The sequence below is a fragment of the Roseateles amylovorans genome (assembly GCF_025398155.2).
GTDB lineage: Bacteria > Pseudomonadota > Gammaproteobacteria > Burkholderiales > Burkholderiaceae_C > Roseateles > Roseateles amylovorans.
In genome coordinates, this window is record NZ_CP104562.2 from 829,294 (window position 1) to 853,023 (window position 23,730).

At 63.5% G+C, this 23,730-nt stretch carries 22 protein-coding genes and 2 pseudogenes; 15 read left to right on the plus strand and 9 right to left on the minus strand.

Going from position 1 to position 23,730, the window contains the following annotated elements; translation table 11 throughout:
• The first annotated feature begins 21 nt into the window (after positions 1-21).
• The 3 genes from N4261_RS03635 (at position 22) to N4261_RS03645 (ending at position 4,207) form a co-directional block, all read left to right on the plus strand.
• Entirely contained in the window at positions 22-1,737 is a 1,716-nt protein-coding gene (locus N4261_RS03635; RefSeq protein ID WP_261758860.1) for a hypothetical protein, read from the plus strand.
• A gap of 74 nt (positions 1,738-1,811) precedes the next feature.
• Positions 1,812-2,996 carry an ATP-binding protein gene (locus N4261_RS03640; RefSeq protein WP_261758861.1) on the plus strand — a complete coding sequence of 395 codons (1,185 nt, stop codon included), beginning with the start codon at positions 1,812-1,814 and terminating at the stop codon, positions 2,994-2,996.
• Positions 2,997-3,025: 29 nt separating this feature from the next.
• Entirely contained in the window at positions 3,026-4,207 is a 1,182-nt protein-coding gene (locus tag N4261_RS03645; RefSeq protein WP_261758862.1) for a class I SAM-dependent rRNA methyltransferase, read from the plus strand.
• A 286-nt stretch (positions 4,208-4,493) separates the two neighbouring features.
• Here N4261_RS03645 and N4261_RS03650 read toward each other — a convergent pair whose 3' ends face one another.
• A complete protein-coding gene (locus tag N4261_RS03650) occupies positions 4,494-4,991 on the minus strand; it encodes an Lrp/AsnC family transcriptional regulator (RefSeq protein ID WP_261760600.1) in 498 nt (165 codons plus the stop codon).
• A gap of 139 nt (positions 4,992-5,130) precedes the next feature.
• Between N4261_RS03650 and glmS the strand changes: the two genes are divergently transcribed.
• The 3 genes from glmS to N4261_RS03665 all read left to right on the plus strand — a co-directional run bounded on the left by glmS (position 5,131) and on the right by N4261_RS03665 (position 8,953).
• Positions 5,131-7,005, plus strand: coding sequence for a glutamine--fructose-6-phosphate transaminase (isomerizing) (gene glmS / locus N4261_RS03655; RefSeq protein WP_261758863.1), 1,875 nt, complete (start codon positions 5,131-5,133; stop codon positions 7,003-7,005).
• Between the two features lie 60 nt (positions 7,006-7,065).
• Positions 7,066-7,350, plus strand: coding sequence for a hypothetical protein (locus tag N4261_RS03660; protein ID WP_261758864.1), 285 nt, complete (start codon positions 7,066-7,068; stop codon positions 7,348-7,350).
• A 313-nt stretch (positions 7,351-7,663) separates the two neighbouring features.
• Positions 7,664-8,953, plus strand: coding sequence for an IS256 family transposase (locus tag N4261_RS03665; protein ID WP_261758865.1), 1,290 nt, complete (start codon positions 7,664-7,666; stop codon positions 8,951-8,953).
• Between the two features lie 361 nt (positions 8,954-9,314).
• Here N4261_RS03665 and N4261_RS03670 read toward each other — a convergent pair whose 3' ends face one another.
• The 3 genes from N4261_RS03670 to N4261_RS03680 form a co-directional block, all read right to left on the minus strand.
• Positions 9,315-10,589 carry an ATP-dependent Clp protease proteolytic subunit gene (locus tag N4261_RS03670; protein WP_261758866.1) on the minus strand — a complete coding sequence of 425 codons (1,275 nt, stop codon included), beginning with the start codon at positions 10,587-10,589 and terminating at the stop codon, positions 9,315-9,317.
• 314 nt (positions 10,590-10,903) lie between these two features.
• Positions 10,904-11,836 carry an ImmA/IrrE family metallo-endopeptidase gene (locus tag N4261_RS03675; RefSeq protein ID WP_261758867.1) on the minus strand — a complete coding sequence of 311 codons (933 nt, stop codon included), beginning with the start codon at positions 11,834-11,836 and terminating at the stop codon, positions 10,904-10,906.
• A complete protein-coding gene (locus tag N4261_RS03680) occupies positions 11,836-12,189 on the minus strand; it encodes a helix-turn-helix domain-containing protein (protein ID WP_261758868.1) in 354 nt (117 codons plus the stop codon). Before N4261_RS03680 ends, N4261_RS03675 begins: the two co-directional genes overlap by 1 nt.
• Positions 12,190-12,410: 221 nt before the next feature.
• Here N4261_RS03680 and N4261_RS03685 point away from each other — a divergent pair, with 221 nt between their 5' ends.
• From N4261_RS03685 to N4261_RS03705, 5 genes are all read left to right on the plus strand, one after another.
• Entirely contained in the window at positions 12,411-13,157 is a 747-nt protein-coding gene (locus N4261_RS03685; protein ID WP_261758869.1) for a multiubiquitin domain-containing protein, read from the plus strand.
• Positions 13,132-14,316 carry a ThiF family adenylyltransferase gene (locus N4261_RS03690; RefSeq protein WP_261758870.1) on the plus strand — a complete coding sequence of 395 codons (1,185 nt, stop codon included), beginning with the start codon at positions 13,132-13,134 and terminating at the stop codon, positions 14,314-14,316. The genes N4261_RS03685 and N4261_RS03690 overlap by 26 nt, the downstream gene beginning before the upstream one ends.
• Positions 14,313-14,777, plus strand: a complete 465-nt coding sequence (locus N4261_RS03695; RefSeq protein ID WP_261758871.1) for a ubiquitination-like system serine protease family protein — start codon at positions 14,313-14,315, stop codon at positions 14,775-14,777. The genes N4261_RS03690 and N4261_RS03695 overlap by 4 nt, the downstream gene beginning before the upstream one ends.
• A 206-nt stretch (positions 14,778-14,983) precedes the next feature.
• A complete protein-coding gene (locus N4261_RS03700) occupies positions 14,984-15,205 on the plus strand; it encodes a hypothetical protein (protein ID WP_261758872.1) in 222 nt (73 codons plus the stop codon).
• Positions 15,206-15,240: 35 nt separating this feature from the next.
• Positions 15,241-16,833: a hypothetical protein gene (locus N4261_RS03705; RefSeq protein ID WP_261758873.1), complete on the plus strand. Its 1,593-nt coding sequence runs from the start codon at positions 15,241-15,243 to the stop codon at positions 16,831-16,833.
• A gap of 605 nt (positions 16,834-17,438) precedes the next feature.
• Here the strand turns inward: N4261_RS03705 and N4261_RS03710 are convergent.
• The 3 genes and pseudogenes from N4261_RS03710 to N4261_RS03715 all read right to left on the minus strand — a co-directional run.
• Positions 17,439-17,696: pseudogene (locus N4261_RS03710) on the minus strand (transposase domain-containing protein); the annotation flags it as partial.
• A 61-nt stretch (positions 17,697-17,757) separates the two neighbouring features.
• Positions 17,758-17,814 (minus strand): annotated as a pseudogene (locus tag N4261_RS26265) (hypothetical protein); the annotation flags it as partial.
• Between the two features lie 26 nt (positions 17,815-17,840).
• The gene (locus tag N4261_RS03715; protein ID WP_261758874.1) at positions 17,841-18,206 is read right to left on the minus strand and encodes a transposase; all 366 of its coding nucleotides are present in this window, start codon (positions 18,204-18,206) and stop codon (positions 17,841-17,843) included.
• A gap of 249 nt (positions 18,207-18,455) precedes the next feature.
• Between N4261_RS03715 and N4261_RS03720 the strand changes: the two genes are divergently transcribed.
• The 4 genes from N4261_RS03720 to N4261_RS03735 all read left to right on the plus strand — a co-directional run bounded on the left by N4261_RS03720 (position 18,456) and on the right by N4261_RS03735 (position 21,390).
• On the plus strand, positions 18,456-19,037 hold the full coding sequence (locus N4261_RS03720; protein WP_261758875.1) for a plasmid pRiA4b ORF-3 family protein: 582 nt from the start codon (positions 18,456-18,458) through the stop codon (positions 19,035-19,037).
• 216 nt (positions 19,038-19,253) lie between these two features.
• The gene (locus tag N4261_RS03725; protein WP_261758876.1) at positions 19,254-19,754 is read left to right on the plus strand and encodes a hypothetical protein; all 501 of its coding nucleotides are present in this window, start codon (positions 19,254-19,256) and stop codon (positions 19,752-19,754) included.
• Positions 19,755-19,900: 146 nt separating this feature from the next.
• A complete protein-coding gene (locus tag N4261_RS03730) occupies positions 19,901-20,668 on the plus strand; it encodes a hypothetical protein (protein WP_261758877.1) in 768 nt (255 codons plus the stop codon).
• 143 nt (positions 20,669-20,811) lie between these two features.
• The gene (locus N4261_RS03735; protein WP_261758878.1) at positions 20,812-21,390 is read left to right on the plus strand and encodes a hypothetical protein; all 579 of its coding nucleotides are present in this window, start codon (positions 20,812-20,814) and stop codon (positions 21,388-21,390) included.
• Positions 21,391-21,404: 14 nt separating this feature from the next.
• Here N4261_RS03735 and N4261_RS03740 read toward each other — a convergent pair whose 3' ends face one another.
• Both N4261_RS03740 and N4261_RS03745 read right to left on the minus strand, forming a co-directional pair.
• Positions 21,405-22,631 (minus strand): FAD-dependent monooxygenase, encoded by a 1,227-nt coding sequence (locus N4261_RS03740; protein WP_261758879.1) that lies wholly within the window; start codon positions 22,629-22,631, stop codon positions 21,405-21,407.
• 107 nt (positions 22,632-22,738) lie between these two features.
• Complete coding sequence (locus tag N4261_RS03745; protein ID WP_261758880.1) at positions 22,739-23,668, minus strand: MerR family transcriptional regulator; 930 nt, start codon at positions 23,666-23,668, stop codon at positions 22,739-22,741.
• Between the last annotated feature and the right edge of the window lie 62 nt (positions 23,669-23,730).

The window sequence follows — 23,730 nt, forward strand, 5'->3', positions numbered from 1 at the left end:
ATCCCACCGATGCTTCGTCCGATGTCACGCCCGCTCGCGCCCCAACGATTTCCCTCCCGGCCGCTGTTGCTGTGCTCCGCCCTGATGGCCGCCGGCGCCCAGGCGCAGGTGCAGGCACCGTCGCCGGCTTCGGCCGCACCGGCCGCCGCCAGTGCGCCGGCATCAACGTCATCGTCGACATCGACATCGACATCGACATCGACATCGACATCAGCCACGTCGATGTCCGCCTCACTGCCGCGCACCGGTCTGTCCGGCGACGACAAGCCTCGGCTGGTCACCGCCACCGACAGCCGCCCCGCTGCGTTCGAGATGAACTGGACGCCGCTGAAGATGCCCACCGGCGAAACCACCGCCCTCCTGGGCCTGAACTACATGGTGGCGGTCAATGAAGACTGGGGCCTGGGCCCCGCCTTCTATGGCGCCGCGAAGGGCAATTACGGCGGTCTGTTCACGGCGGGCTTCACCGCCCAGCGCCGCTGGCGCCTGGGCGGCGACTGGCACGCCGCAGCCGGCCTGTATGCCGGTGCGGGCGGCGGCGTGAGCTCGGACAGGGTGCGTGCGGGTGGGGGCCTGATGCTGCGCCCCGAGGTGTCGCTGCGCGGCGAGTTCGGCAACTGGTATGCGGGCGTGGGGGTGGCCCAGGTGCGCTTCCCCAGCGGCAACATCAAGGACACCGGCTGGACGGTGATGGTGGGCCGCATGGACCGTTTCCTGAGTTTCTCCCCCGCCGATGCGGGCCTGGACGGACGCGCGGGCGACCGCACCGGCATGGGTTTTGATGAGATCGCGCTGAGCGCGGGCGTCGAGAAACCGCGTAGCGGCAGCCGCACCCGGGATGGGCGTGAGCTCACCGGCCGCAAGGGCAAGGCGGGCGCCGATCTGCGCCAGTACTTCGGCAACGGTGCCTCCTGGTGGGGGCTGGAAGCCTCGGGGGCGGCCTCGGGCGGCGCCGACGGCTACATGGAGATCCTGGCCAATGCCGGTCAGGACTGGGGTGTCTTCAGCGAGCGCTTGCGCGTGGGCGGGCAGTTGTCCGTCGGCCTGGGCGGCGGCGGAAACCTGGACACCGGCGGCGGCTGGTTGGTGCGCGCCGGTCCGACGCTGCGCTGGATCACGCCCTGGGGCCCGACGCTGCGTCTGGATGCCGGCTACATGCGCGCGCCCTGGGGGCATTACGACGCGCTGCAGGTCCGCGCCTCGCTGGCGCTGCCGCTGGAGAAGACCTCCCGGGTGCTCAACAGCCCGCCGCTGGAATCCGGCACGGTGCGCAATCAGTCCTGGTATCTCAGCATGCCGCGCTTCAAGGAATTCAAGTTCAAGGACGGCAGCCGCGACGCGGTCACCGGCCTGGGCATCGGCATGACGCGTGACTTCGGCGGTCCCTGGTACGGCGCGGCGCAGGCCGGCAGCGCGGCCTTCGGCAAGGCGGGCGCGTTCTCCTACGGCATGTTCGGTCTTGGCGCGCAGACGCCGCGCCTGGCCGGCGGCTTCCGCTTCGGTGCCGAGGGCATGGTCGGTGCGGCGGGCGGCGGCGGCGTGTCGGTGGGCGGCGGCGCGGTCACCCAAGGCGAGGTCTGGGGCCAGTGGGAAGGCCGCTCGGCGCGTGATCGGCTGCGGGTGAAGGTCGGCATCGGCCAGTGGAAGGCGCTGGGCGGGGACAAGCACAGCACGCCGATGGTCAGCCTCAACATCGGTTGGGCGTTCGGCACCTTGGGACCGGCTGCCAAGCGCTGAGTTTCCGCGAGCGGATTGCCTTTTATCGGTCGGACCGATAAATTATCGGAAAGCCGATAATTGACCGATAAAAGATGATTGCCTTCCCGAGAACCGAACTGGCGCAACAGGTGGCGGCAGCGCTGCAAGGCCAGGCGCTGCTCGGTGATGCCCACAACGGCCTGTTCCTGGCCGCACCGCGTCGCACCGGCAAATCCACCTTCCTGCAAAGCGACCTGAAGCCGCTGCTGGAAGTCTGCGGCGTGGCCGTGGTCTATGTGGACCTGTGGGCGGACCCGCACCGCGACCCCGGCGCCCTGATCGCCGACGCCATCGGCCGCGCACTGGAGCCTCAACTGGGCCTGGTGGCGCGCGCGGCGAAGAAAGCGGGTGTGGACAAGGTCAGCCTGGCCGGCTGGCTGCAGGTGGACACCACCCGCATCGGCAAACTGGACGGGCTCACGCTGGTGGACGCCCTGCGCGCCCTGCATGAGACCTCCGGCAAGCCGATCGCGCTCATCATCGACGAAGCCCAGCATGCCTTGACCAGCGAAGACGGCGAGGCCGCCATGACCTCGCTGAAGTCGGCCCGCGACCAACTGAACCGCCCGGGCGAGGTGCGGCTGATGCTGGTGATGTCCGGGTCGGACCGGGACAAGCTGATCCGGCTGGTCAACTCCAATGCCGCGCCGTTCTTCGGCTCCCAGGTGCAGCGCATGCCGCCGCTGGGGCCGGATTTCATTGCGCATGTGGCGTCGCTGATCGAATCGCAGCGGCCGTCGCTCATTCCGGTGGACCAGGCCGCGCTGCATCAGGCGTTTGAGGCCTTCGGGCACCGGCCGCAGTTCTTCATGGCCGCGTTGGGGCAGGTCTTGAGCCCGCTGGCGAATCTCTCCGGTCGTTTCGAGCCGGCCCTGCTGCAGGCCGCATCCGATCGGCAGCGTGATGACGAGGCCCAGATGGAGGCCGACTTCCTCGGCCTCAAGCCGGTGGAGCAGGTCGTGCTGTGGCGCATGCTGGACCAGGGCCCGCGCTTCCGTCCCTACGACGCGGAGGCGCTGCGCTTCTACGGCGACCTGCTGGCGCAGCCGATGACGGTGCCCACGGTGCAGCGCGCGCTCGAATCCCTGCGGCAGCGCATGCCGGCGTTGGTGTGGAAATCGGCCCGCGGCGAGTATGCGGTGGAGGATGCGTCGATGCACCGCTGGTTCCAGGCCCGACGCGCAGCGGGCACTTGGCCGCCGGTGCCGCAAGAGGTGCTGGCGATGCAGACCGCCTGAGTGCGGCGGCATCGGGGAGAATCGCCCCCATGAAAGTGATTCGAATCCGCGCGGGCAAGGACCGCTCGCTGCTGCGCCGCCACCCCTGGGTGTTCCAAGGCTCGATCGAGAAGGGCAAGGCCGACCCGGGCGAGACCGTGCGGGTCGAGTCCGCCGAGGGCCAGTTCCTCTGCTGGGCCTCGTTCAGCCCCAGCTCGCTGATCCGGGTGCGTGCCTGGAGCTTCGATGAGCATGAGCGCATCGACGCCGCCTTCTTCCAACGCAAGATCGAAGCCGCGGTGGCGCTGCGCGCCCGCATGCCCATCGCCTCCGACGCGATGCGGCTGATCCACGGCGAAGCCGACGGCCTGCCCGGCCTGATCGTCGACCGCTACGGCGACACCCTGTGCGCCCAGTTCCTGGCTTCCGGCGTCGAGCGCTGGAAGCAGGAGATTGCTGACCTGCTGCTCGCCACCACCGGCCTGAGCCGGCTGTATGAGCGCTCCGATGCCAGCGTGCGCACGCTCGAAGGCATGGAGCCCGCCACCGGCTGGCTGCGCGGCGAGGGCGACACCGCCATCGTCATCAGCGAACACGAATGGAAGCTCAGCCTGGATGTGGCTGAGGGCCACAAGACCGGCTACTACCTGGACCAACGCGACAACCGCAAGAAGTTCGCTGACCTGGTCCGCCACTACGGCTGCCAATCGGTCCTGAACTGCTACAGCTACACCGGCGGCTTCTCGGTCGCGGCACTGGCGGGCGGTGCCACCGAGGTCATCAGCGTGGACTCGTCCGCCCCTGCGCTGGCACGGGCCACGGCGCACGTCGAGCTCAACGGCTTCGAGCCGAGCCGCCACACCGCGCTGGACGCTGACGTCAACCACACCCTGCGGGAGATGATCAAGCAAGGCCGGCGCTTTGACGCCATCGTGCTGGACCCGCCCAAGTTCGCGCCCACCGCCTCGCATGCGGAGCGCGCGGCCCGTGCGTACAAGGACATCAATCGCCTGGGCCTGAAGCTGCTCAATCCGGGCGGCCTGCTGTTCACCTTCTCCTGCTCGGGCGGCATTGGCCCGGAGCTGTTCCACAAGATCGTGGCGGGCGCCGGCATGGACGCGGCGGTGGATGGCTTCATCATGGACCGTGTGGGCGCCGCGCCGGACCATCCGCAGACCATCTACTTCCCCGAGGGTGAATACCTCAAGGGCTTGCTGATCCTGACGCGTTGATCGGACGACGCCATCGAGCGACCGCGTGACTGCGCCATCGCTGGGCCGCTCGATGACTCGATGGCTCATAACTCGACGGCGCAGCTAGTCCCTATCGCATGGGTCGCCGCATAACGCGAGTCCCTACGTCGTCGGTACCCCGAGCACGCGCGGCTCGTGTGAGGACGATAGCCCGATGACCTCGGTGATTCGGGACCGAAGGAGCCGGCGGCCTGCGGAGCGAATGCGGAGCGCCTGAGCGGAGCGGGCCGCCGGCTTCTTCGGTCCACGCGCCGTTTCCAACAAGTTAGCGCAAGACCCGCCCCCCTGCCACCCCGACCGCCACCCGCGGATCAAACTTTGCGCGTTTCACGCTGAAGAAAGTTTTCACATTCCGCACGTTGGCGTGTTGGGTGAACAGGCGTTGGACGAGCGCGTGATACGCCGGCATATCGGACACTTGCAGCACGAGGATGAAATCGGGGCCGGGTGCCACGCGCCAGCATTGCTGGATTTCCGGCGCGGCGACGACGAGGGTTTCGAACGCATCCAGGTGTTCGGCGCCTTGTCGGTCGAGGGTGATTTCCACCAGGGCGGAGAGTCCGACGCCGACCTTTTCTGGCGAGACGATGGCCATCTGTTTCTCGATCACGCCGGTTTCCACCAGCCGCCGGACGCGACGCAGACAGGTGGCTGGGGAGACATGGGCCAGGTCGGCCAGCGCTTGATTGGACAGGGAGGCGTCTTCCTGCAGAAGATCGAGCAGCCGCAGATCCAGCGCATCCAGGGTGATGAAAAATTCCATAAACGGCTTGAAAATGAAGAATTCGTTCAATCGTGAGATTGGATGATTGATTCTTTCACCAGACGGCCGATCTTGAAAGCCTCTTCGGCACCGACCTGCCTAGCATTCCGCCATTCGCAATCGGTTTCAGGAGACTCTCATGTGTGGCATCGTCGGCGCCGTCAGCCAGAAGGACATCGTTCCCATCCTCATCGAGGGTCTGAAGCGCCTGGAATACCGCGGCTATGACTCCTGCGGTGTGGCGGTCCACCAAGACGGTCAACTGCGGCGGGCGCGCAGCACCTCCCGGGTGGCTGAACTGCAAGCGCTGGCCGCGCAGGACGGCGTAGCGGCGGGCACCGGCATCGCGCACACCCGTTGGGCCACCCACGGCGTGCCGGCGGTCCACAACGCCCACCCGCATTTCTCGCACGGTCCTGGCGTGGACGCACCGCAAGGTCCCGGCCGCGTTGCGCTGGTGCACAACGGCATCATCGAGAACCACGACGAACTGCGTGCCGAGCTCAAGGGCCGCGGCTATGTGTTCCTGAGCCAGACCGACACCGAAGTCATCGCGCACCTGGTCGATCTGTTCTATCAAGGCGATCTGCTGGAGGCGGTGCAACAAGCCATCGGTCGCCTGAAGGGGGCCTACGCGATTGCCGTGTTCCATCGCGACGAACCGCACCGCGTGGTCGGCGCCCGCGAGGGATCGCCGCTGGTGCTGGGCGTGGGGCGTGACGAATACGTCGGCGCGCACTTCCTGGCCTCCGACGCGATGGCGCTGGCCGGCGTCACCGATCAGATCGTCTACCTGGAAGAGGGCGATGTGGTCGACCTGCAACTGGGCCGCTTCTGGATCAGCAGCCGCGATGCGGCCACCGGCCGCTTCCAGACGGTGGAGCGTGAGGTGCGGACGGTGCATGCGCACAGCGGCGCCGCGGAGCTGGGCCCGTATCGCCACTACATGCAGAAGGAAATCTTCGAGCAGCCGGTGGCGATTGCGAACACGCTGGACGCGGTCACCAGCGTCACGCCGGAGCTGTTTGGCGATGGGGCATACCGCGTGTTCAAGGACATTGATTCGGTCCTGATCCTGGCCTGCGGCACCAGCTTCTATGCGGGGTCCACGGCCAAGTACTGGCTGGAGAGCATTGCGAAGATCCCGACCAGTGTCGAGATTGCCAGCGAATACCGTTATCGCGACAGCGTGCCGAATCCGCGCACCCTGGTCGTCACCATCAGCCAAAGCGGCGAGACGGCCGACACGCTGGCCGCACTCAAGCATGCGCGTTCATTGGGCATGCTGCACACCTTGACTGTCTGCAATGTGGCCACGAGTGCCATGGTGCGTGAATGCGCGCTGTCATTCATTACGCGCGCCGGTGCGGAAATTGGTGTGGCGTCGACCAAAGCGTTCACCACGCAATTGGTGGGACTGTTCCTGCTGACGCTGGCCCTGGCGCAGACGCGCGGCCATCTGACGGACGAGCAAGAGGCCGAGCACCTGAAGGCACTGCGCCACTTGCCCGTGGCGGTGCAAGCGGTGCTGGCGCTGGAGCCGCAGGTCATTGCATGGAGTGAGGAATTCGCGCGCAAGGAGAATGCGCTGTTCCTGGGGCGCGGATTGCACTATCCGATTGCGCTGGAAGGTGCGCTGAAGCTCAAGGAGATCAGCTACATCCATGCGGAGGCGTATCCGGCGGGTGAATTGAAGCACGGCCCGCTGGCGCTGGTCACGGCGCAAATGCCGGTGGTCACGGTGGCGCCCAATGACACGCTGCTGGAAAAGCTCAAGAGCAACATGCAGGAAGTGCGGGCGCGTGGCGGTGAGCTGTTTGTCTTCGCGGACGGGGATACGAAGATCGAGAGCGAGGCCGGGCTGCATGTGATTCGGATGCCGGAGCACTATGGCGCGCTGAGCCCGATTCTGCATACGGTGCCGCTGCAGTTGCTGGCGTATCACACCGCGTGTGCGCGGGGGACGGATGTGGATAAGCCGCGGAATTTGGCGAAGAGTGTGACGGTGGAGTGAGGGGGGAGGGCGCTCGTTGGCAAGGCGTCTCGCGCCGCCCCAGTGCCGATAATGGCACCCATGCGCCACACCATCACGCTCAACATACGGTACGACTGGCCGGAATCCGATTGGCAGAAGATTGCAGCCGTCTATGAGTCGCTGCCCGGGTGGCAAGGCGATCAACCGACTGCTTCGTGGTTCGGCGTTTGCGGCGGCGAGCAATACATCATTGCTTCGGTCGAACCCTCCGGTGTTCTATTCGAGGGAAATGTGGATGAGAGGCTCTGGGCCGGATGGCTGACGATGCTCTGCGCTCGGCTGTCTCTCGTTTTGGACCGGGAGGTCCATGACGCTGAGATGTGAGCTGTCAGCGGCATTGGGCCTGACCTGACTTTTGTGTGTGACGCGATGCCTGCCGCATCGGAGTTGGTGCTTAGATCGATAAGCTCGAAGTCGGGGTGCTCGACACACCGAAGGCATCCGTCTGCCCATGCGCGCGGCAAGCACCTATGCAGGCAACGACGCGGCAGATCGTCGCTGATCGCGCGTTGACGAAGTGCAGACTCGCCAAGCTCCTGGGGAGTCGAGAGTGCTGATGGGACGTTCATCGAACGTTCAGGTGGCCTGTCCTGAATTTTGTGTGCGAGGCATCACATGACCCGAACCCGGAGCATTTATGCCAATCGACAAACCTCTGAGCAAGACCAAGCTGAGGAACGCCGCGATTGCGGCCAAGTCTGCCGCGTTGCCCAAGATCCCCGATGAGTTGATCGACCAGATCGTGAAGGGCCAGCCGATGACCGGCGAGGAAGTGAATGCCGCCTCGATGGCGTTCAAGAAAGCCTTGATCGAGAGAGCGTTGGGCGCGGAGCTGGGATTCCACCTGGGCTATCCAAGCGGAGCCGACAAGCCCGAGACGACGAAGAATCTGCGCAACGGCAAGACCGGCAAGACGGTGTTGACCGAGGATGGGCCGCTTCGCATCGACGTTCCTCGCGACCGGGATTCGAGCTTCGAGCCGCTGCTGATTCCCAAGCACGAGCGCCGCTTCACCGGCTTCGACGACAAGATCATCGCCATTTACGCGCGCGGGATGACTGTACGGGAGATGCAGGCCTTCTTGGCCGAGCAGTACGGCGTGGACGTCAGCCCTGAGTTGATCAGCAGCGTGACTGACGCCGTGATGGCGGAGGTGGGCGCCTGGCAGGCGCGGCCGCTGGAGCCGATGTACCCGGTGGTGTTCTTCGACGCGCTGCGCGTGAAGATCCGCGAGGACGCGGTGGTGCGCAACAAGGCCGTCTACTTGGCGCTGGGCGTGCTGCCGGACGGCACGCGCGACATCCTGGGGCTGTGGATCGAAGGCACCGAAGGCGCCAAGTTCTGGATGAAGGTCTTCAACGACCTGAAGACGCGCGGTGTCAACGACATCCTCATCGCGGTCACGGACGGACTCAAGGGCATGCCGGAGGCGCTCAGCGCGGTGTATCCGGCCACGACGCTACAGACCTGCATCGTGCACCTGACTCGCCGCAGCCTGGACTACGCCAACTGGAAGGACCGCAAGCCGCTGGCGGCGGCCATCAAGCTGGTCTACACGGCGCCAAGCGCCGAGGCCGCTGCGGCAGAGTTGGACGCCTTCGAGGCAAGCGCCTGGGGCCAGAAATTTCCCACCGTGGTCGCTGCCTGGCGCAGGGCCTGGGACCGCGTGATCCCGTTCTTCGCCTTCCCGCCGGAGATGCGGCGGGTGATTTACACGACCAATGCCATCGAGAGCCTCAACGCGCAGCTGCGCAAGATCATCAAGTCTCGTGGCCATTTCCCCAGTGACGATGCGGCGAGCAAGCTACTCCGGCTGGCCTTGCGCAACATCACGGCCGACTGGGGGCGCGCGGCCAAGAACTGGCGAGAGGCAATGAACCAGTTCGCCATCCTCTACGCAGACCGGTTCACAAGGGCCGGCTCGTAGCCTCGTAGAAACGCCTCAAACACAGAATTTCTGACACTCCCTCCCATGAAGTCCCGAGTGAGATCGGCCGTCAACTCTGGCCCGATTTTCAAATCGAATCGGCCCGGGCTGGCCGTAGATCTCGATCTGAGTTCCGCGATGAACCTTATGGATCGAGGTTCGTCGGGAACTGCGGGCCGTTGGGTATGCCGGTCTCAGCCGACCGCCCCTTGGCCGGATGAAGGACACCATCAAAGTCGATGAATGCAACCCTTACGCGAATGCTCGTTTCGGGCGCGATCCTCGCCGGACCAGGGATCAAGGGAGCCGAAGCGATGTCTGTACCGCAAGCCTCGGAAGCTCTCGTCGTTGGCCTGCGAGTTCACTTCACCTCGTCGGCGGCTTCATCGGACGGTTCTCGCTGATCGCTCTTGGCGCGCAGCGCCTTGGCGCGAAAAGCTCGGCGGCTTTCGTACACCGATGCGCCAGGCACCTCGTCCACAAGTCCCAAGGCCATCGCTTCTTCTGGCTCAAGCGGATGTTCTCCTGTGAACAGTTCTCTCGCGATCATCACGCAGATGAGCCACAGGGTACGTACGGCCGGCATCGACTCGTCAATGATCTTGCCCTTCTCCTCGGAGGCCATGTCGGGCCATCGCATTGCCACGTCCACTCCGAAGAACTCCACACGATGCTCAACCATGAGCCGAATCGCTGTGAATCGGTGCTTGGGACTATCGATGGCATCGAACAGCTGAACCTCCTGGAGCGCCCTCTGAAGCGCCTCAAGCGGCGGCTTCGTTCCAAGCGATGCCGAGAGCACATGCATGAACGCCGTCAGGTGCTTGCGATTGTCTTCACTGTCGAAGGGCGGCCCGTCGCGGTGCATGACGCTGTAGAGCTCTGCTAGACCGCTGAGCAACTTGCCTTCCTTGCCGGTTTCGTCCTTTCGACTCAGCTCCTTTTGGGACATACTGGTCACGAGTCCCCAGCGGCTGAGCTTCTCAAGCGCGTTGTCGACGAGCGGCTTGTTGTCTGAATTCAGACGGCCGTGAACGAACGTAAGCAGGCCAGGAAGATCCAACTGCACGTGCTCGCAATCGGGGAGTTTCAACAGCCGCACCCCGTCTTCAAAATGGGCTACGGCCTGGGGGTCTAGCTCCTTCACCTCCGTGAGTCTGTGATGCACGTCGAGGTACATCCACAGCCAACGCTGAATCATTACCTCTGCGATCTTCAGCGACGCACGATCATTCGAACTCTCCAAGGAGCGAGCGGTCTCCAGAGCTCGTGAAGGAGTCACGTTTGTGACCGAGCCGAACCGCACGTCGTGGAAAAGCACATTGCTGTGCGGAAGGGCCACCGCGTAGTCGCCCAGAGCAAGCAACATCGCTGCGGCGCTTGCCGCTACATTGGTGGCAACGGTGATCATCCGACAGGTGTTTCCGTCTTGATCTGGGGACTTGATGAGCGACCGCAGTTTGTCGATCAAGTAGACCTTGCCGCCGGGGCTGTTGATCGCGACGGTGATTGGATCTGAACTCACCTGTCGAAGCGCGACGATCCGCGGAATCAGCTCATTCAGAAATTCGGCGTCGATCGCACGATCGATGTAGATGCAGCGAGACCAGTTGACGGTCAGTTCAGTCAAGTTCATTCGCCCCGCTCTCCTGTTTCCTGGAATTGATGTGCGCGAGGCGCCGCACCCGCGCACCTGCAATCTTAGCCAGCGGCGTTGCTCCGAACACCGCGCCTCCGAGTTATCGGCCGCACCTTCAATGGCCCACCAATCCTCCGCGCGGCAGGGAGCTTCATGTCATCAGACCTCGGTGAGCTGGTTTCGCTGCAGTAAGGGACGGCGAGACACGGCGGCGGCGGCACGCAAAGGTCCGTCTTGATCCTCCCATCCTCCACTCCATCTCCCCGCGCAAGGGGTACGCGCTCTGTCAGCGAGCATCAACCTCGCCGGTGTCATTGCAGCGGCTGCAGATGCGAGGGGAGCACAAGCATCGATCCAGCGAGCTCCTTCGTCGGATAGATCAAGATCAGGATGTTGTGCTTGGTGTCGAAGGCTTCACCAAGACATTCATGCACATCCCCGTTGCGGTCGCGATATGCCAAAGGTGTCGGCTTGGTCATCTTCCGACCAATCGGCAGTAGCTGGCCGAGCGCTTCATCCGAGGCGATGCGGACTAGAGTTGGATTTCCGAACCGCTGCGTGAAGGAGGGCGACGCTTCGACGCGACGTACTTCGGCTACGGCGGCCTGTCCAGGAACAACGCGAAGTGGCTCCAACACAATCACCAAGCAAGCTCGGTGGTGAGACCTAGCGAACTCTCTCGCAGACGCGTAAATCGAGGCGCCGAACTTCTTCGACAGGGTGATCGGAGTTCTCACGCCGATTGCCATGTCCGCCGCCATATCCCTGAATGCTCCACCTTGGAACAAGGCGAAGCGGGCAAAGTTGTTTGCTTCCCGCTCAAACTGATCCGCAATCGCGGGTGCCAAGGTCTGTTCGCAGTCCTGGAACAGCCGAAAGATCTTTCGATGGGTCGGAAGCTCGTGATGTCCTGTCTCGTGCAGCTTTAGGAACGTCTGCTTGGACCGCCCAACGGTCTCGTCGATGTGGATGATCTGCTCGTTGGCGTCATAGAGCCCCAGGACCTTTGATAGCGCTGTCTTGAGGGTATGGGCAGCCTCCGCTGTCTTCCTCTTCACGAACGCGAGGAAAGCTGCTGGATCGAACATGCTCCGGGGCGCGACGCGTAGCTTCGCCGCCTCAAGGATGTCATCGATTGGAGTCGGATATCGTCCCCAGGCCGACGCCCGATCAAGCAAGGTGCGCGCCTGTCTCTCGACAGCTGCCAATTCAACGGATTGAAGACTGCTGTCGTCGGGTTTCATCAGGTGCGCTTTCTCGATCGGATGAATTGCAGGTACTCGAGCAGTTGGGCCTCTTCATCGACGCTCAAGTTGTGATCCGCGAACGTGGCGACGCGTCCATGGCGATCGCCGGCCTCTCGGCTTGATGCCGGAGGCAGATAGCCAGCAAGCTCCATCAACGTCGTGTATTCGATGCCATAGATCTCGGCGAGCTTGTTGAGGATCGTCGGGCTAGGTTGCTGGATCTTTCCGTTCTCCAGTTGGCTCAGGTAAGCGTTCGAAACCTCCTTCCCACTGGCTTCTTCGACCTGCCTCAGCGACATCTTGCGATCGTTCCGGATCGAGGCGAGGTATTGACCTAGTGTGACTTTCACAGGGACTCATCGTGCGGCGACAGCCCCGTGACCGACACGAGCACCCGCCTGCCTCCAGTCTAGCCGCTTCTGCTAAGTTTTCAACGCATGCTCATAATGCTTGACAAACTTAGCATGCTTGCGCATAGTTGCATCAAGCGTTCAGCAGCGGACGCGTTGAGCAAGCGCCAGATCAACGAACACATGCGCGGCATGCCGTGCGACAACTTTTAGAGGCATTTATGAACCAGTTTGAAGAGGGTGTTGAAGACGTCTACGCCGCGGTGTCGGCAGGGCGTGCCGTGCGTGAGCACGGGCCGTTTGGTATCCAGATTGGCGACCAGTCCATGCAGTTCGTGGGCAAGGTGGTCCATGACCCGGTCGTGACTGGAAGTCAGATCCTTGCGGTCGCCGGCGCGCGACCGGCGAGCGATTTCCTGGTGTTCCAAGTTCTTCGTGACGGTGCTTTGGAGGTCGTGCGGCCGGAGGAGACCGTGGACCTGCGCAGTGCCGGCGCGGAGAAGTTCCTGGTGTTCCGCAGCGACCGCTCCTTCCGCTTCCTCCTGGACGAACGCGCGTTCGACTGGGGGGCCGCGCACATCTCGGGTGGAACGATCAAGCGTCTGGCGGGCGTCCTGAGCGAGACGACCGATGTCTGGCTTGATGCGGCCGGTGGTGAGGACCGCGTCATCGAAGACAAGGAATTGGTTGACCTGGCCATGCCGGGCACGGAGCGGTTCATCACCCGCCAGATCAAGATCACCATCAAGGTCAACTCGCGGCCGCGGGAAGTCGATCGCCGCGTGCTCACGTACTGGGAGATCGTCAAGCTGGCCGAACCCAACGCGGTTCCCAGCGACCAGATTATCTACTCGATCAACTATGCAGCTGGCCCCCGCCAGAACGCCGAAGGTACCCTGGTCGAAGGCCAGTCCGTTGTCGTCAAAGAAGGGATGAAGTTCTATGTCACGCCGACTGATAAGTCTTAATCCGGATCTGCAGCGCCTGATCAACGAGGGGTTCGAGGTCGAGCTTCGATCGGGTCATCTCCTGGTGCATTCGGTGCCCTACGTCAACTCCAACAAGCAGATCGCAAGGGGCGTGATTGTTTCGGAGCTGAGCACTACTACGCCAGACGTGCTCGGTCGCCCGAGCACGCACCAGGTGCACTTCATCGGTGAGCATCCGTGCAAGGCCGATGGCTTGGATCTCGTGCAGATCCGGTGCCAAAGCGGAGAGTTCAAGCTGGCCGAAGGCGTGACTGCTCAACACTGGTTCTCCAACAAGCCGCGATGCGGCTACTACGAGAGCTACTACGAGAAGGTCACCAGCTACGTGCGCGTGATCTCCAGCCAAGCCAAGGCGCTGGACCCCACGGTCGACGCTCGGACCTTCCGGACGCATGAGCCGATCGAGGAGGACTCGGTGTTCCTCTACCAGGACACCGCGTCGAGCCGAGCTGGCATTCAGCGGCTGTCGGCGCGCTTCAAGCCGCAGCGCATCGCGTTCGTTGGTCTCGGCGGCTCGGGTAGCTACGGGCTGGATCTTGTGGCGAAGACGCACGTCTCGGAGATTCATCTGTACGATGCGGACCTACTGCGACCTCACAACGCCTTTCGCTTCCCCGGAGCGATATCGCGGGACATCCTCGACCGTGGCATCACGAAAGTGAAGTACCTCAGCGAGTACTACTCGACGATGCGTCGTGGGGTCGTGGCTCGCGAGGTGATGATCGATGAGAGCAACGTGATGGAGCTCGCGGAGTTCGACTACGTGTTCTTGAGCGTGGATCGCAGCGAAGTTCGCCAACTCGTCCTTGGCGCGCTTGCAGCGACTAAGGTCGTGGTCATTGACGTTGGCCTCGGCCTCAATCTGTCCGCAGATCAGGAGGCGATCTGGGGTACCTGCCGGGTCACCGCCAGCACTCCCACCACGCGAGAGATCGCACTGGCAGGTGTGCCTCGCGTGGATCGTGACGAGGAGTTGTATGCGTCAAACATTCAGGTGGCGGACTTCAACTGCCTGAACGCCGCGCTCGCCGTCGCGAAGTGGAAACGTATGAGCGGCTTCTACTTGGACGACCAGGAGGAGTACGAGACCACGTTCAGCGTCAACCTGAACCAACTCAACCGGCGCGAGCAGCGGTGAAGCAGATCCGGTTCAGGCACCAGCCGGTCGACGTGATCCCAGAGTCGCTTGAAGCGCACGTGCTCTACGTGACACGGGATGGCGATGTGGCGGCGCACCTGTGTGCATGCGGTTGTGGGAAGGAGGTCATCACCCCGCTTGCACCGACCGACTGGACTCTGTCCTTCGAGAAGCGAGGTGGCGCGACCTTGGATCCGTCGATCGGGAACTGGGCGTTTCCATGTCGCTCTCACTACTTCATCTGGGGCGGCGCCGTGGTGTGGGCGCGTGGCATGTCCGAGAAGGCGATCGCCGCAGGACGAAGCCGTGATCGGGCGAGGAAGCAAAAGTACTACGAACAAAGGAAGAGCATCGACGTGCCACGCCGGAGCTCGCAACCTGACCAATCTTCCAGCGATTCAGTGCACCGCCTGTCCATCTGGGAAAGGTTGCTGACCTGGTTGAGAAGCTTGGTGACGTAAGACCTAGACAGACTGATCTTGAGGGGGGCTCGCGCGCCCCTCCTTTCATTTAGGAGCCCTGTTTGCCGTGCAACTCTGCTGTTGCGATGCTTGCCGATGTGCTAGCGTACATACAGAAGATGTTCGCGACTAAGCCTATAGACAAATCGCTTGGTCTCTGTCAATAATCTCGGGTTTTCACCCATCAAACTTAAAGGAGCCTGCCCATGCCGATGATCGACGCTGGCGCTCTAGAGTTTGCTGTGGATCTTGCGAAGCAGATGGTTGAGGAGTCTCGCGCCGTGCCGGGCCGAGCCGTTCCTATTCCGAAGGAGCTAAGCTCTCAACTCAACGCCGTTCTGTCCAATGCGATGTTCGACGACGTGCTAGCCCTGCGGGAGCGGGAGCGCACGGTGCCGGTTGAAGATCTGCGTCTCACCGTTCGCTAATGTAACGAGCTGGCGTCGCGTGCAAGAATGCATGCATGAGCCTTCGCTACCGTTTCATCGACTTCGCGTCGATCACTGACGATTCTGAGCTCCTTCGCGCCATCGCTCCTCCCGCCTCGGAGATGCAGGCATTCGCGCTGATCGGCTTGCCACTGCAGCCCTTCAAGCATGTCGCGCAACACCTGCGCAAGATTGGTGCACAGGCCCTGCTAGTGCAAGAGTCAGTCCGCGATCCTGATTTCTTGGCGGAGCACGAGGCGTTCTACAGCAAGCAGCATCGAGTCATCTCAAGACTCTGCGTGCGGCTTCACGCGTTCGCTGCGCCTGCACCTGCGCCCGTCACGGACGAGGCCCAGGCCGCTCGCAGCGTACTGGACTTCCTGGATACGTTGCCAGAGCCGGATCGCCAGTACCTGGGGTTCGTGACCATCCGTCCGCTGAGGCACGCCCCGATCGGTGCTTCGATTCTGCTGCCCTCTCTCGAGGCGGATGTCACCTGCTACGAGCACTTCCCCGTGCACATCGCTGGACGGGACTTCCAGGTCTGCGGTACCCCCTATCTGCAGCAAGACAATGCTGTAGGAGCGTGCGCGCAAGCGAGCATCTGGATCGCGCTTCGGACCCAGATGAAACGGGTCGGGAATACCGCCTACAACCCCGCGGACCTGACGCGGGCGGCGACTCGGTATATGGCGATCGACCGTGTCTTCCCAGGTAGGCAGGGTCTCGTCATCGAGCAGATGCTGGAGGCCATCCGATCGTCCGGACACGATCCGCTGACTCTGACTTGTGAGCCTGCGCTTCCGACCATGATTCCCTCCGCTGCGGGGGTCATTGAGCAAGCTATGCCTTACCTGGAATCCGGCTTGCCGGTGATTGCGACGCTGGTCCCGCCTGGCGGTGGACATGCCGTTGTGTGTATCGGCCGCCAGCTCGCGGCGCAGCCGGTCAGCAGCACGGTGCGTATCGTCACACCCTTAGGGATCGCCTACCGCGTCGCGTCAGACTGGGTCGAGGCACTCATCATCCACAACGACAACACCGGCCCCTACATGCGGCTCTCGTCGGGCGATCCGAAGGCCACGGCTTACTGCCTTGAGCAGACGAAGAATCTGATCGTTCCGCTTCCGGAGGCTGTCCATATGACAGCGAAGGAGGCGGAGCAAGCGGCACTGAAAGCGCTGGCCTTCACCTGCGTTCTGCTCTCTCAGTACGACACCACCAAACAGATGCGCCTCATGCCGGAGGGCAAAGTGGTGCTGCGGACGCGCCTGGTGAAGAGGCATGCATTCCGTCGATGGGCGCTGGCGGATGACGAGCTCGATCCAGCCCTCAAGGACTGGTACCGCACCATTGAGATGCCACGACTGGTTTGGTTGGTGGAACTGCATGATCTGGAGCTGTTCGATCCGCGGAATCCGAACACCTGCAGTCGTATTGGCGAATTCGTGTTGGATGCTTCAGCCGACACGCTTCATGGCGACGTAACGCTGGCGGCGCGCGTCAGCTGCCGCGTCCTGCCGAGCTACTCTGTGCCGCATGGGTTGCTCGTGCTGGACTATGGATCCGAAGTGGTCACCCTTGCTTCCGGCGCCCCAGGGAAGTCGCTAAGCATCCCGTGGGAGTAGTGGCGCGGCGGACGACTGTGAGCATCGCGGATCCCGACTGGAAGCTCCGCACTCAGCGCACTCGGCGACGGTTTTGGCGTCAAAAACCCGGGAAGCAAAAACGCAAGCTGCACCTGGCGCCGGCAACTGTGCGGATGCCTAGTAAGCGGGCAGCCAAGTCATGTTGACATCGGACGCCGGGCCTATGCCGGCAAGAGTGCGCTGTTGCCAGCTACGACCTGAGGGGCCCGAAGGCCAACTCATTCACTCGTAGTATTTGCCTGCATACATAATTGCAGCGGCCCTGAACCAGGTGTTCTCAACTTCGGTGGCATGCGGCGAAGAGCGATTCGATCCACAAGCTGCAGCGGCGCCTAGGTAGCCATCAATGGTTCCATGTTCCCAGCCAAGAGCTCCTGCCGAGTATGGGCTGCTCGGAGTGGTCTCTTCGATCTCACGCTCTTCGGAGTAGTCCCCTGCAAGCGCCGCCACGAAACTCCGGAAGGACTCTTCGTCGCGAACAGTCAGAAGTAGGGAATCAAGGTCCGTCGGCATCTTTGGAGGCAGGTTGGGGAACAGAGGCTCGGCGATAAGCGCGCAAGGCACACAGCTTCTGCAATATACCGTCACGGCGCAGCTGGCGATGTCCACTGGTGAGGTAGTAGCGCGTCAATGTCGCGGGCTCGTTGGTGAGGTAACCGTGTCAGCACGTCACACAGGTAGACATACGGGTCATGCCCGTTGAGCTTCGCCGTCTGGATGAGGCTCATGATGGCCGCAGCGCGCTGCCCGGCGAGCAGCGTCCCGGCGAACAGCCAGTTCTTGCGTCCTGTGGCCCAGGGCCTGATCTGCTGCTCGTCGAAATTGTTGTCGATGGGCAAGGCCGCGCGTGGCGCGCCGGTTGGCGAAGAGGTAGGCATGGTGCGGCTTGGCGCTGCCGAAGACCTGAACGACGCGGGCCAGCGCGGTCTCGGTGCCGGCGCGCATGTCCAGCGGCGTCATTGCAAGCCACACTGCGTCGACGCGGATCAACGCAGCAGCTCGCGCATCCAGGCCGCACACGCGTCGGCAGCGCTTGGCGGCCACCTCACCGCGATCGTCGTCGCGCCGCGGCGGACCTCAATGCGGATGGGCTCAGCGCTCGGTGCGGGCGGCGCAGGTGGCGCCGATATCGGCAGCGCGATGAAGCCAACGGGCTTGTCGCTGACAGGCACTGCATCGAGAGGCGGCTGAGCCATCTCATGGACCCAGCGCCGCAGCAGGTTGGCGTTGATGCCGTGAGCCATTGCGACAGCGGCCATCGAGACGCCCGGCTGCTGCGAGACCTGCACTGCCTGCGCCTTGAACTCGGCGCTGTGAACTCGTCGCCGGCGGCCTAGCGCTGTTTGATCCATAGTGCGTACGTACCCATCAAGTCGTTGATGGATACGAGCATCCTAGGCACGGCTCAGCGGATCAACATGACTTGCCAGGACGCTTACGTCTCAGCACTTCCTGAAGGCATGCGTATGGGTCGTGGCCATTGAGCTTGGTACACGCGCGATGTGTAGACGCAGACCTAGCCGAACGGGCGTTCGATGATCTGGTCGGATCGCAGCGCTGTTACTGCATCGCCGAGCCCTTGGTGCGGCGACACTGGCGGCATGAGCACCAAGTTCCAACGCACTCAGCCCCGGCAGGTCTACCAACTCCGAATCGAGTTGCAGCACATCCGGCCCCTCATCTGGCGCCGCATCCTCGTGCCCGACACCATCAAGCTCGCAAAGCTGGACCGCATCGTCCAAGCGGCGATGGGCTGGACCAACAGCCATCTGCATGACTGGCACATCGAGCAACGACGTTACGGAATTCCCGATGAGCAATGGATCGGGAGCGTAGACATTCTGGACGACCGCAAATTCACCGTAGGCGCCGTGCTGGGCGAACAGGTGAAGACCTTCAGCTACAGCTACGACTTCGGGGACGGCTGGGAGCATCACATCACGGTCGAGGAGCGACTGCCTGTGCAGGAAGGGAGAAACGATTGGCCGATGTGCACGGCCGGCGAGAACGCGTGTCCGCCAGAAGACGTGGGTGGCCCATCGGGCTACATGGACTTTTTGGAGGCCATGCACAACCCAGCCCATGGGCAGCATGCCGACTACTGGCGCTGGTGGGGCGGCCCCTTCGTAGCCACAGCCTTCAGCATCAACGCCGCAAATATGGCAATACGCAAACTTCGGTGACCTTCAGCGGGCCAAGGCAGGTTGGCCGGACCGAAGCCGAAGTTGGGCTCCGCGTCTGTTGGGACGAAAATTTGAACGCGCCCCCGGTTTCCGTCCTTCAGGTACTGCGGCCCCGTCTAATCGCTGAGCCGTGGTTATGGCCGACTACTTTGTACTCAAGCATCTCAACGAGCCCGGCGAATCTGCTCAGCGAATTCTTCAAGAACCCCTCCGATCGTGCAAACCTTCCGTAAGACACCGTTTGCCATTTCTGTGGCATTCCTTGCGATGGCGCCATGCTGGTCCATGTCCGCCATGGGGACTGCGGAGGTGACGTTGCTGGAGGATGACAGGGCCTGTTTTGCTGTGCCTGCCAGGAACGCAAAACGTGATCCCGCTTCCCGCATTCAGGCGCTGTCCGTTGTGGACGATGCCGACCAATCGGGACGCAAGATGTGGGCGGCGCGGTTATGGGAGATGGAAGGTGGCGGCATTCCCGTCTCGTCCATCTCATGCGTGGCCTATGGGCAGGCGCTGGAGGGTGTCAGTGCAAGTCCTGCCATCGCGTTGGCAGAGGGTCGGGCGTATTACGTCAGCCTGAACGTCAGGCCTTCCGACCGCTCAGATCCCACACGTGGCTACTACGCGAAGTTCTGCATCCTGGGCCGCGGGACGGAGCGCCGGATCAAGCTGATTTCGGAGAGTTCGCCGGATTGGTATACCGGGTCGTGTCAGTGAGGGACACGGTGAAATCTCGTGACCGATGACGCACCATCGGTCTTGGTCAGTTTGCTCGCGAGTGTGGAAATTCAGGTGGTCTGGAACAACTACGGCGGCGCTGACTTCGCAGAACAGCAAGCTCGCCATGCGCTGGGAGCCGGGCGTTGAGACCGCCTGACGACCTCTCCAGCCTCAAGCACCTGCCCCTGGTCCTGGGCGCGACGGGCGCCTTTGTCGTCCCGGCGATGTGGGCCTTCGCGCTTGCCAAGCCCGCCCTCGTGGTCATGTCTGCAGTGATGGGCCTGGTGTTCTTGGCCTCCGGGCTTCACCTCAAGTACCGCGCCCGCTACTCCCCGCGGGGAGCGCTCTGGGGTGCGGTGCTGGCGTTTCTGTTCTTCGGCAGCCTGCTGGTCGTTTCCGCGACGGCCCTGGCCTGGCGCGCCCATCGTCCGGATCTGCAACCGCTGGCGCTCGGGCTGGCCGCACTCATGTGGGTCGGCGCCATGGCCACAGGCTTCATTGCCGAACGTCGCCGTCTGCGCATCATCGATGCCTCCACCGGACTACCCGCCCCATTGGTGCCATTGCTCGACCTGAAGCGGCACCGAATCCTGCCTCTCCCGTCACCGCCGCCGCCGCGCGCTGGGACTGTGGCGGCGTTGACCGCAGTGGTGCTCAACGTTCCGCTGTTGCTGCAGATCGGCGGTTGGGAAGCCAACGACGTGGTTTGGCTGGCCATGCCGGCCCTGGCCGCCACGGTGACCATGGTGCTGGCTTCGGGCTTCGGTCCGGCGCTGGCCAGAGCGCTGGCTTTCATGGAGGTTGAGCGCCGTGTGGGCCAGCGACTGGTCAGCGCTCGCCTCGACGAGCTGCAGGCCGTGAGGCGCGGGTTCTGGCTATCTAGATGGTTGGCGCGTGATGACGGCCCCTAAGCCGGCGGCGTGAAAAACTTCGCGGACAGACACGCTTTTCTCTCTGTTTGCAGGTGGCAAGGCGACGGCGCATGAAGGCCGGCGCTATACGAAGGTGGAACGGCACATCGCTGCTCCTCCATCAATTGCCTCCAAGGAGAGAAATGAAGAAGCACGCCCTGTGGGACTGGTTCAAGTCCTACGCCATGCATTGGCTTTTCCCCAAGATTGGCGTCGTCTGGGCCGTCTATCCGCTGGCCGGAATCATCCTGTCGACCGCCATTGCCTTGCATCCGGACCCGCCGTCCACGTCCGTCGGTAGGGGCGTCCCGCAGCCCGTCTTGCAGGGCAGCGGGTCGCATCCGGCAGCAGAAGTCGGCGGAGTCAGCAGGCAAGCGCCGAGCGCACCGCTCGCGTCTGCCCCCGACGTGTCCATGCAGGCGGTGGAGAAGTTGGTGGGCGTCATCACCCAGTCGACCTCATCGGCCCAATCCGCCGTCTACATCGCGGCGGTCGTCGTCTGGCTCCTGGTCATGATGGCGAAGGGATACGTCACCCTCGTCAAGCCGCGCGAGACCCTCAGCTTCAGGCTGTCGCAACTGATGGCGTGGGCGACTGTCGGGCTGGTATTTGTGGCCGGCATGTTTGTCGTTCCGCTCACGGTGGCCTGGGCAGTCGCGCTGCAATTGCCTGGAGGAATGCAGTTGATTCCGACCATCCACCTCCCATTGTTCGGGCGCTGACAGCGACGGCCCGCTCAGGCCCGCCCATGCATTTCAGGAGGACCTCCATAGAGCCAGCGGTTGACCAGCACCTGCTCGCCCAGCAATCTCAACCCAACATTGCGACCGAGCCGACAGAGCCCGCTCGCGTGGTAGAGCCGGCCGTTGCGCTGCGACATGCGTTGAACGCGTGCGTTGCGCTCCCACCGCTGAGCGGCGTACCTGGCGAACAGGGCCGCCCAATCCAGCGGGGCCGCAAGGCGGTCGATCAGTTGGCCGATCGCCCACGCGTCTTCGATCGCCATGGCTGCGCCCTGAGCGAGGTGCGGGCGAAGCGGATGCGCCGCATCGCCCAGCAGGGCGACCGGGCCGATGGCATGCTCGGATGGGCCGCGCAACGGCCGGCGATCGTATAGGGGCCAGCGTGTCCAGACAGGGACGGCGTCGATCAGGTCGCGAAGATGTCCCGCCAGCGGCCCCGTCTTGACGAGGAGGTCCTCGACGCGAGCCTCCCGTGCCCAGCGTCTGGGCCTGTCGCTGTCCGGATCCTCGCCCAGGCCATCATGCACGACAGCCACGAGGTTGATCCATCGGCCATCGCGTACTGGGTAGGCGACGACATGCATCCGTGCCCCGAGCCAGAGCTGCACCGAATTGCGGCGGGACTCGAGTCCAACGCTGTCGGCCTGGACCAGTCCGCGGTAGGCCAGGTGACCGGTGAACTGAGGGCGCGCTGCACCGAGCAAGCCGTCGCGCACGCGACTCCAGAGTCCGTCGCACCCGATCAATGCTGCGCCGGACAGCGTCTGCCCGTCGTCCAGCGTCACGTGCACGCCATGCGATTGAACGTGGAAATCCTTCACCGTCGTCTGCAGGCGCAGCTTGGCGGGCGTGCGACTGCGCACCGCTTCCCGCAGCAACTGATGAAAGTCGGCGCGGTGGACGCAGGCATAGGGTTGCCCGAAGCGCGACAGTGCCGTTGCGCCCAGTCTCAAATGGCCGAGCTCGCGCCCATCGCGTGAATCCCGCACGCGAAGATCGTCCGGGTAGGAAGCGATCGAACGAAGCGGGACATCGAGGCCCCAGTCGGAGAGCACCCGCATGGCGTTGGGCCCCAGCTGGATGCCCGCGCCGATTTCAGCGAAGTCGCCAGCCTGCTCCAGCACGGTGACGGGCACACCCGAAACACCGATGGAAAGGGCGCATGCCAGCCCGCCGATACCGCCACCGGCGACCAGCACGGTTTCTTCCATGGAAGTCATCGCGCCGACCGATCTGAAAACTCTGCAGCCCACGGGATCGGCACGAGGCCGACGGCCAGTTTGGCATGGGCCTTCTCCCGTCCAGGGACCCTCCGGTATCGCGGCATCTAGAGCACGAGCCCCTCTTCGGCCACCAAGCGCGCGAGCGCCTGTTCCAGCATGCTCCTCGCCGCGCTGGTGACCTCGTGCAGGTGGCGATGCAACGCGACATCCGCCGCATTTCGGGTCGCGCATTCGGTGCTGTACTCCTCGAAGCCCACCAACAGAGTGACGATCTCGGCCAGATGGCGCGGACATTCACAAGCCACCATCGAGGGCATCTCCCTCAGGGTCACCAGGTCAGCATCGCTGTACCGTCGGGGATTGGAGGGCGCGGCAATCGCGGCCTTCCCGTCGGGCGGCCGCGACGCCATGACCATGCCGGCCAGTTCCCGGCCGGAGACGGGCTCGCGGCGCACTGTCACGCCCGCGGCAGCAAGCGTTTCGGCGACGCCCTGAGCACCGAATGAATAAACGAGGATGACACGAGCAACCGGCAGGTTGCCGCGCAGGCTCGTGATTCGATCGGTCATCGACGCGTGCAACGAAGCGACGTGGATGACCAGCACATCCGCGGAGCCGGCATGGACGATCTCGCGCTCGGCATGCGCCAGGTCGCTGAATACAGACGCTGGCGCGGGTTTGAGCCGCCCCTCCAGCTTGTGCGCGGCGGACTGGCCGATGACAAGAACCCGCGGCACTCTCGCCGTCGCGATCGGGTTACCGGAGGAAAGCGCGAGCAGCGCGTCAGTGTCGAGCCGGGCAACGCTGCCGATCGCATGCCCGTCCACCGTGAGCTGCTTGATCAGCCGCAGCCGCTCGATGTCCTTCATGGAATACGTGCGTTGTCCCGAGGCCGCCTTGGGGGGCGCCACGACGCCGTAGCGGTTCTCCCAAATGCGCAGGGTTGATGGCGACAGGCCTGCCAGGCGGGCCGCGATACCACTGCGCATCAAGGGTCTTGCCGCAGGTTCGTCGGGCGAGGTGTGAAGAGACATCCGGCGCTTTCTTGGGCGGGACGAATACCTTGATTGTGACCTGAGCTTGACGGATTGAAACG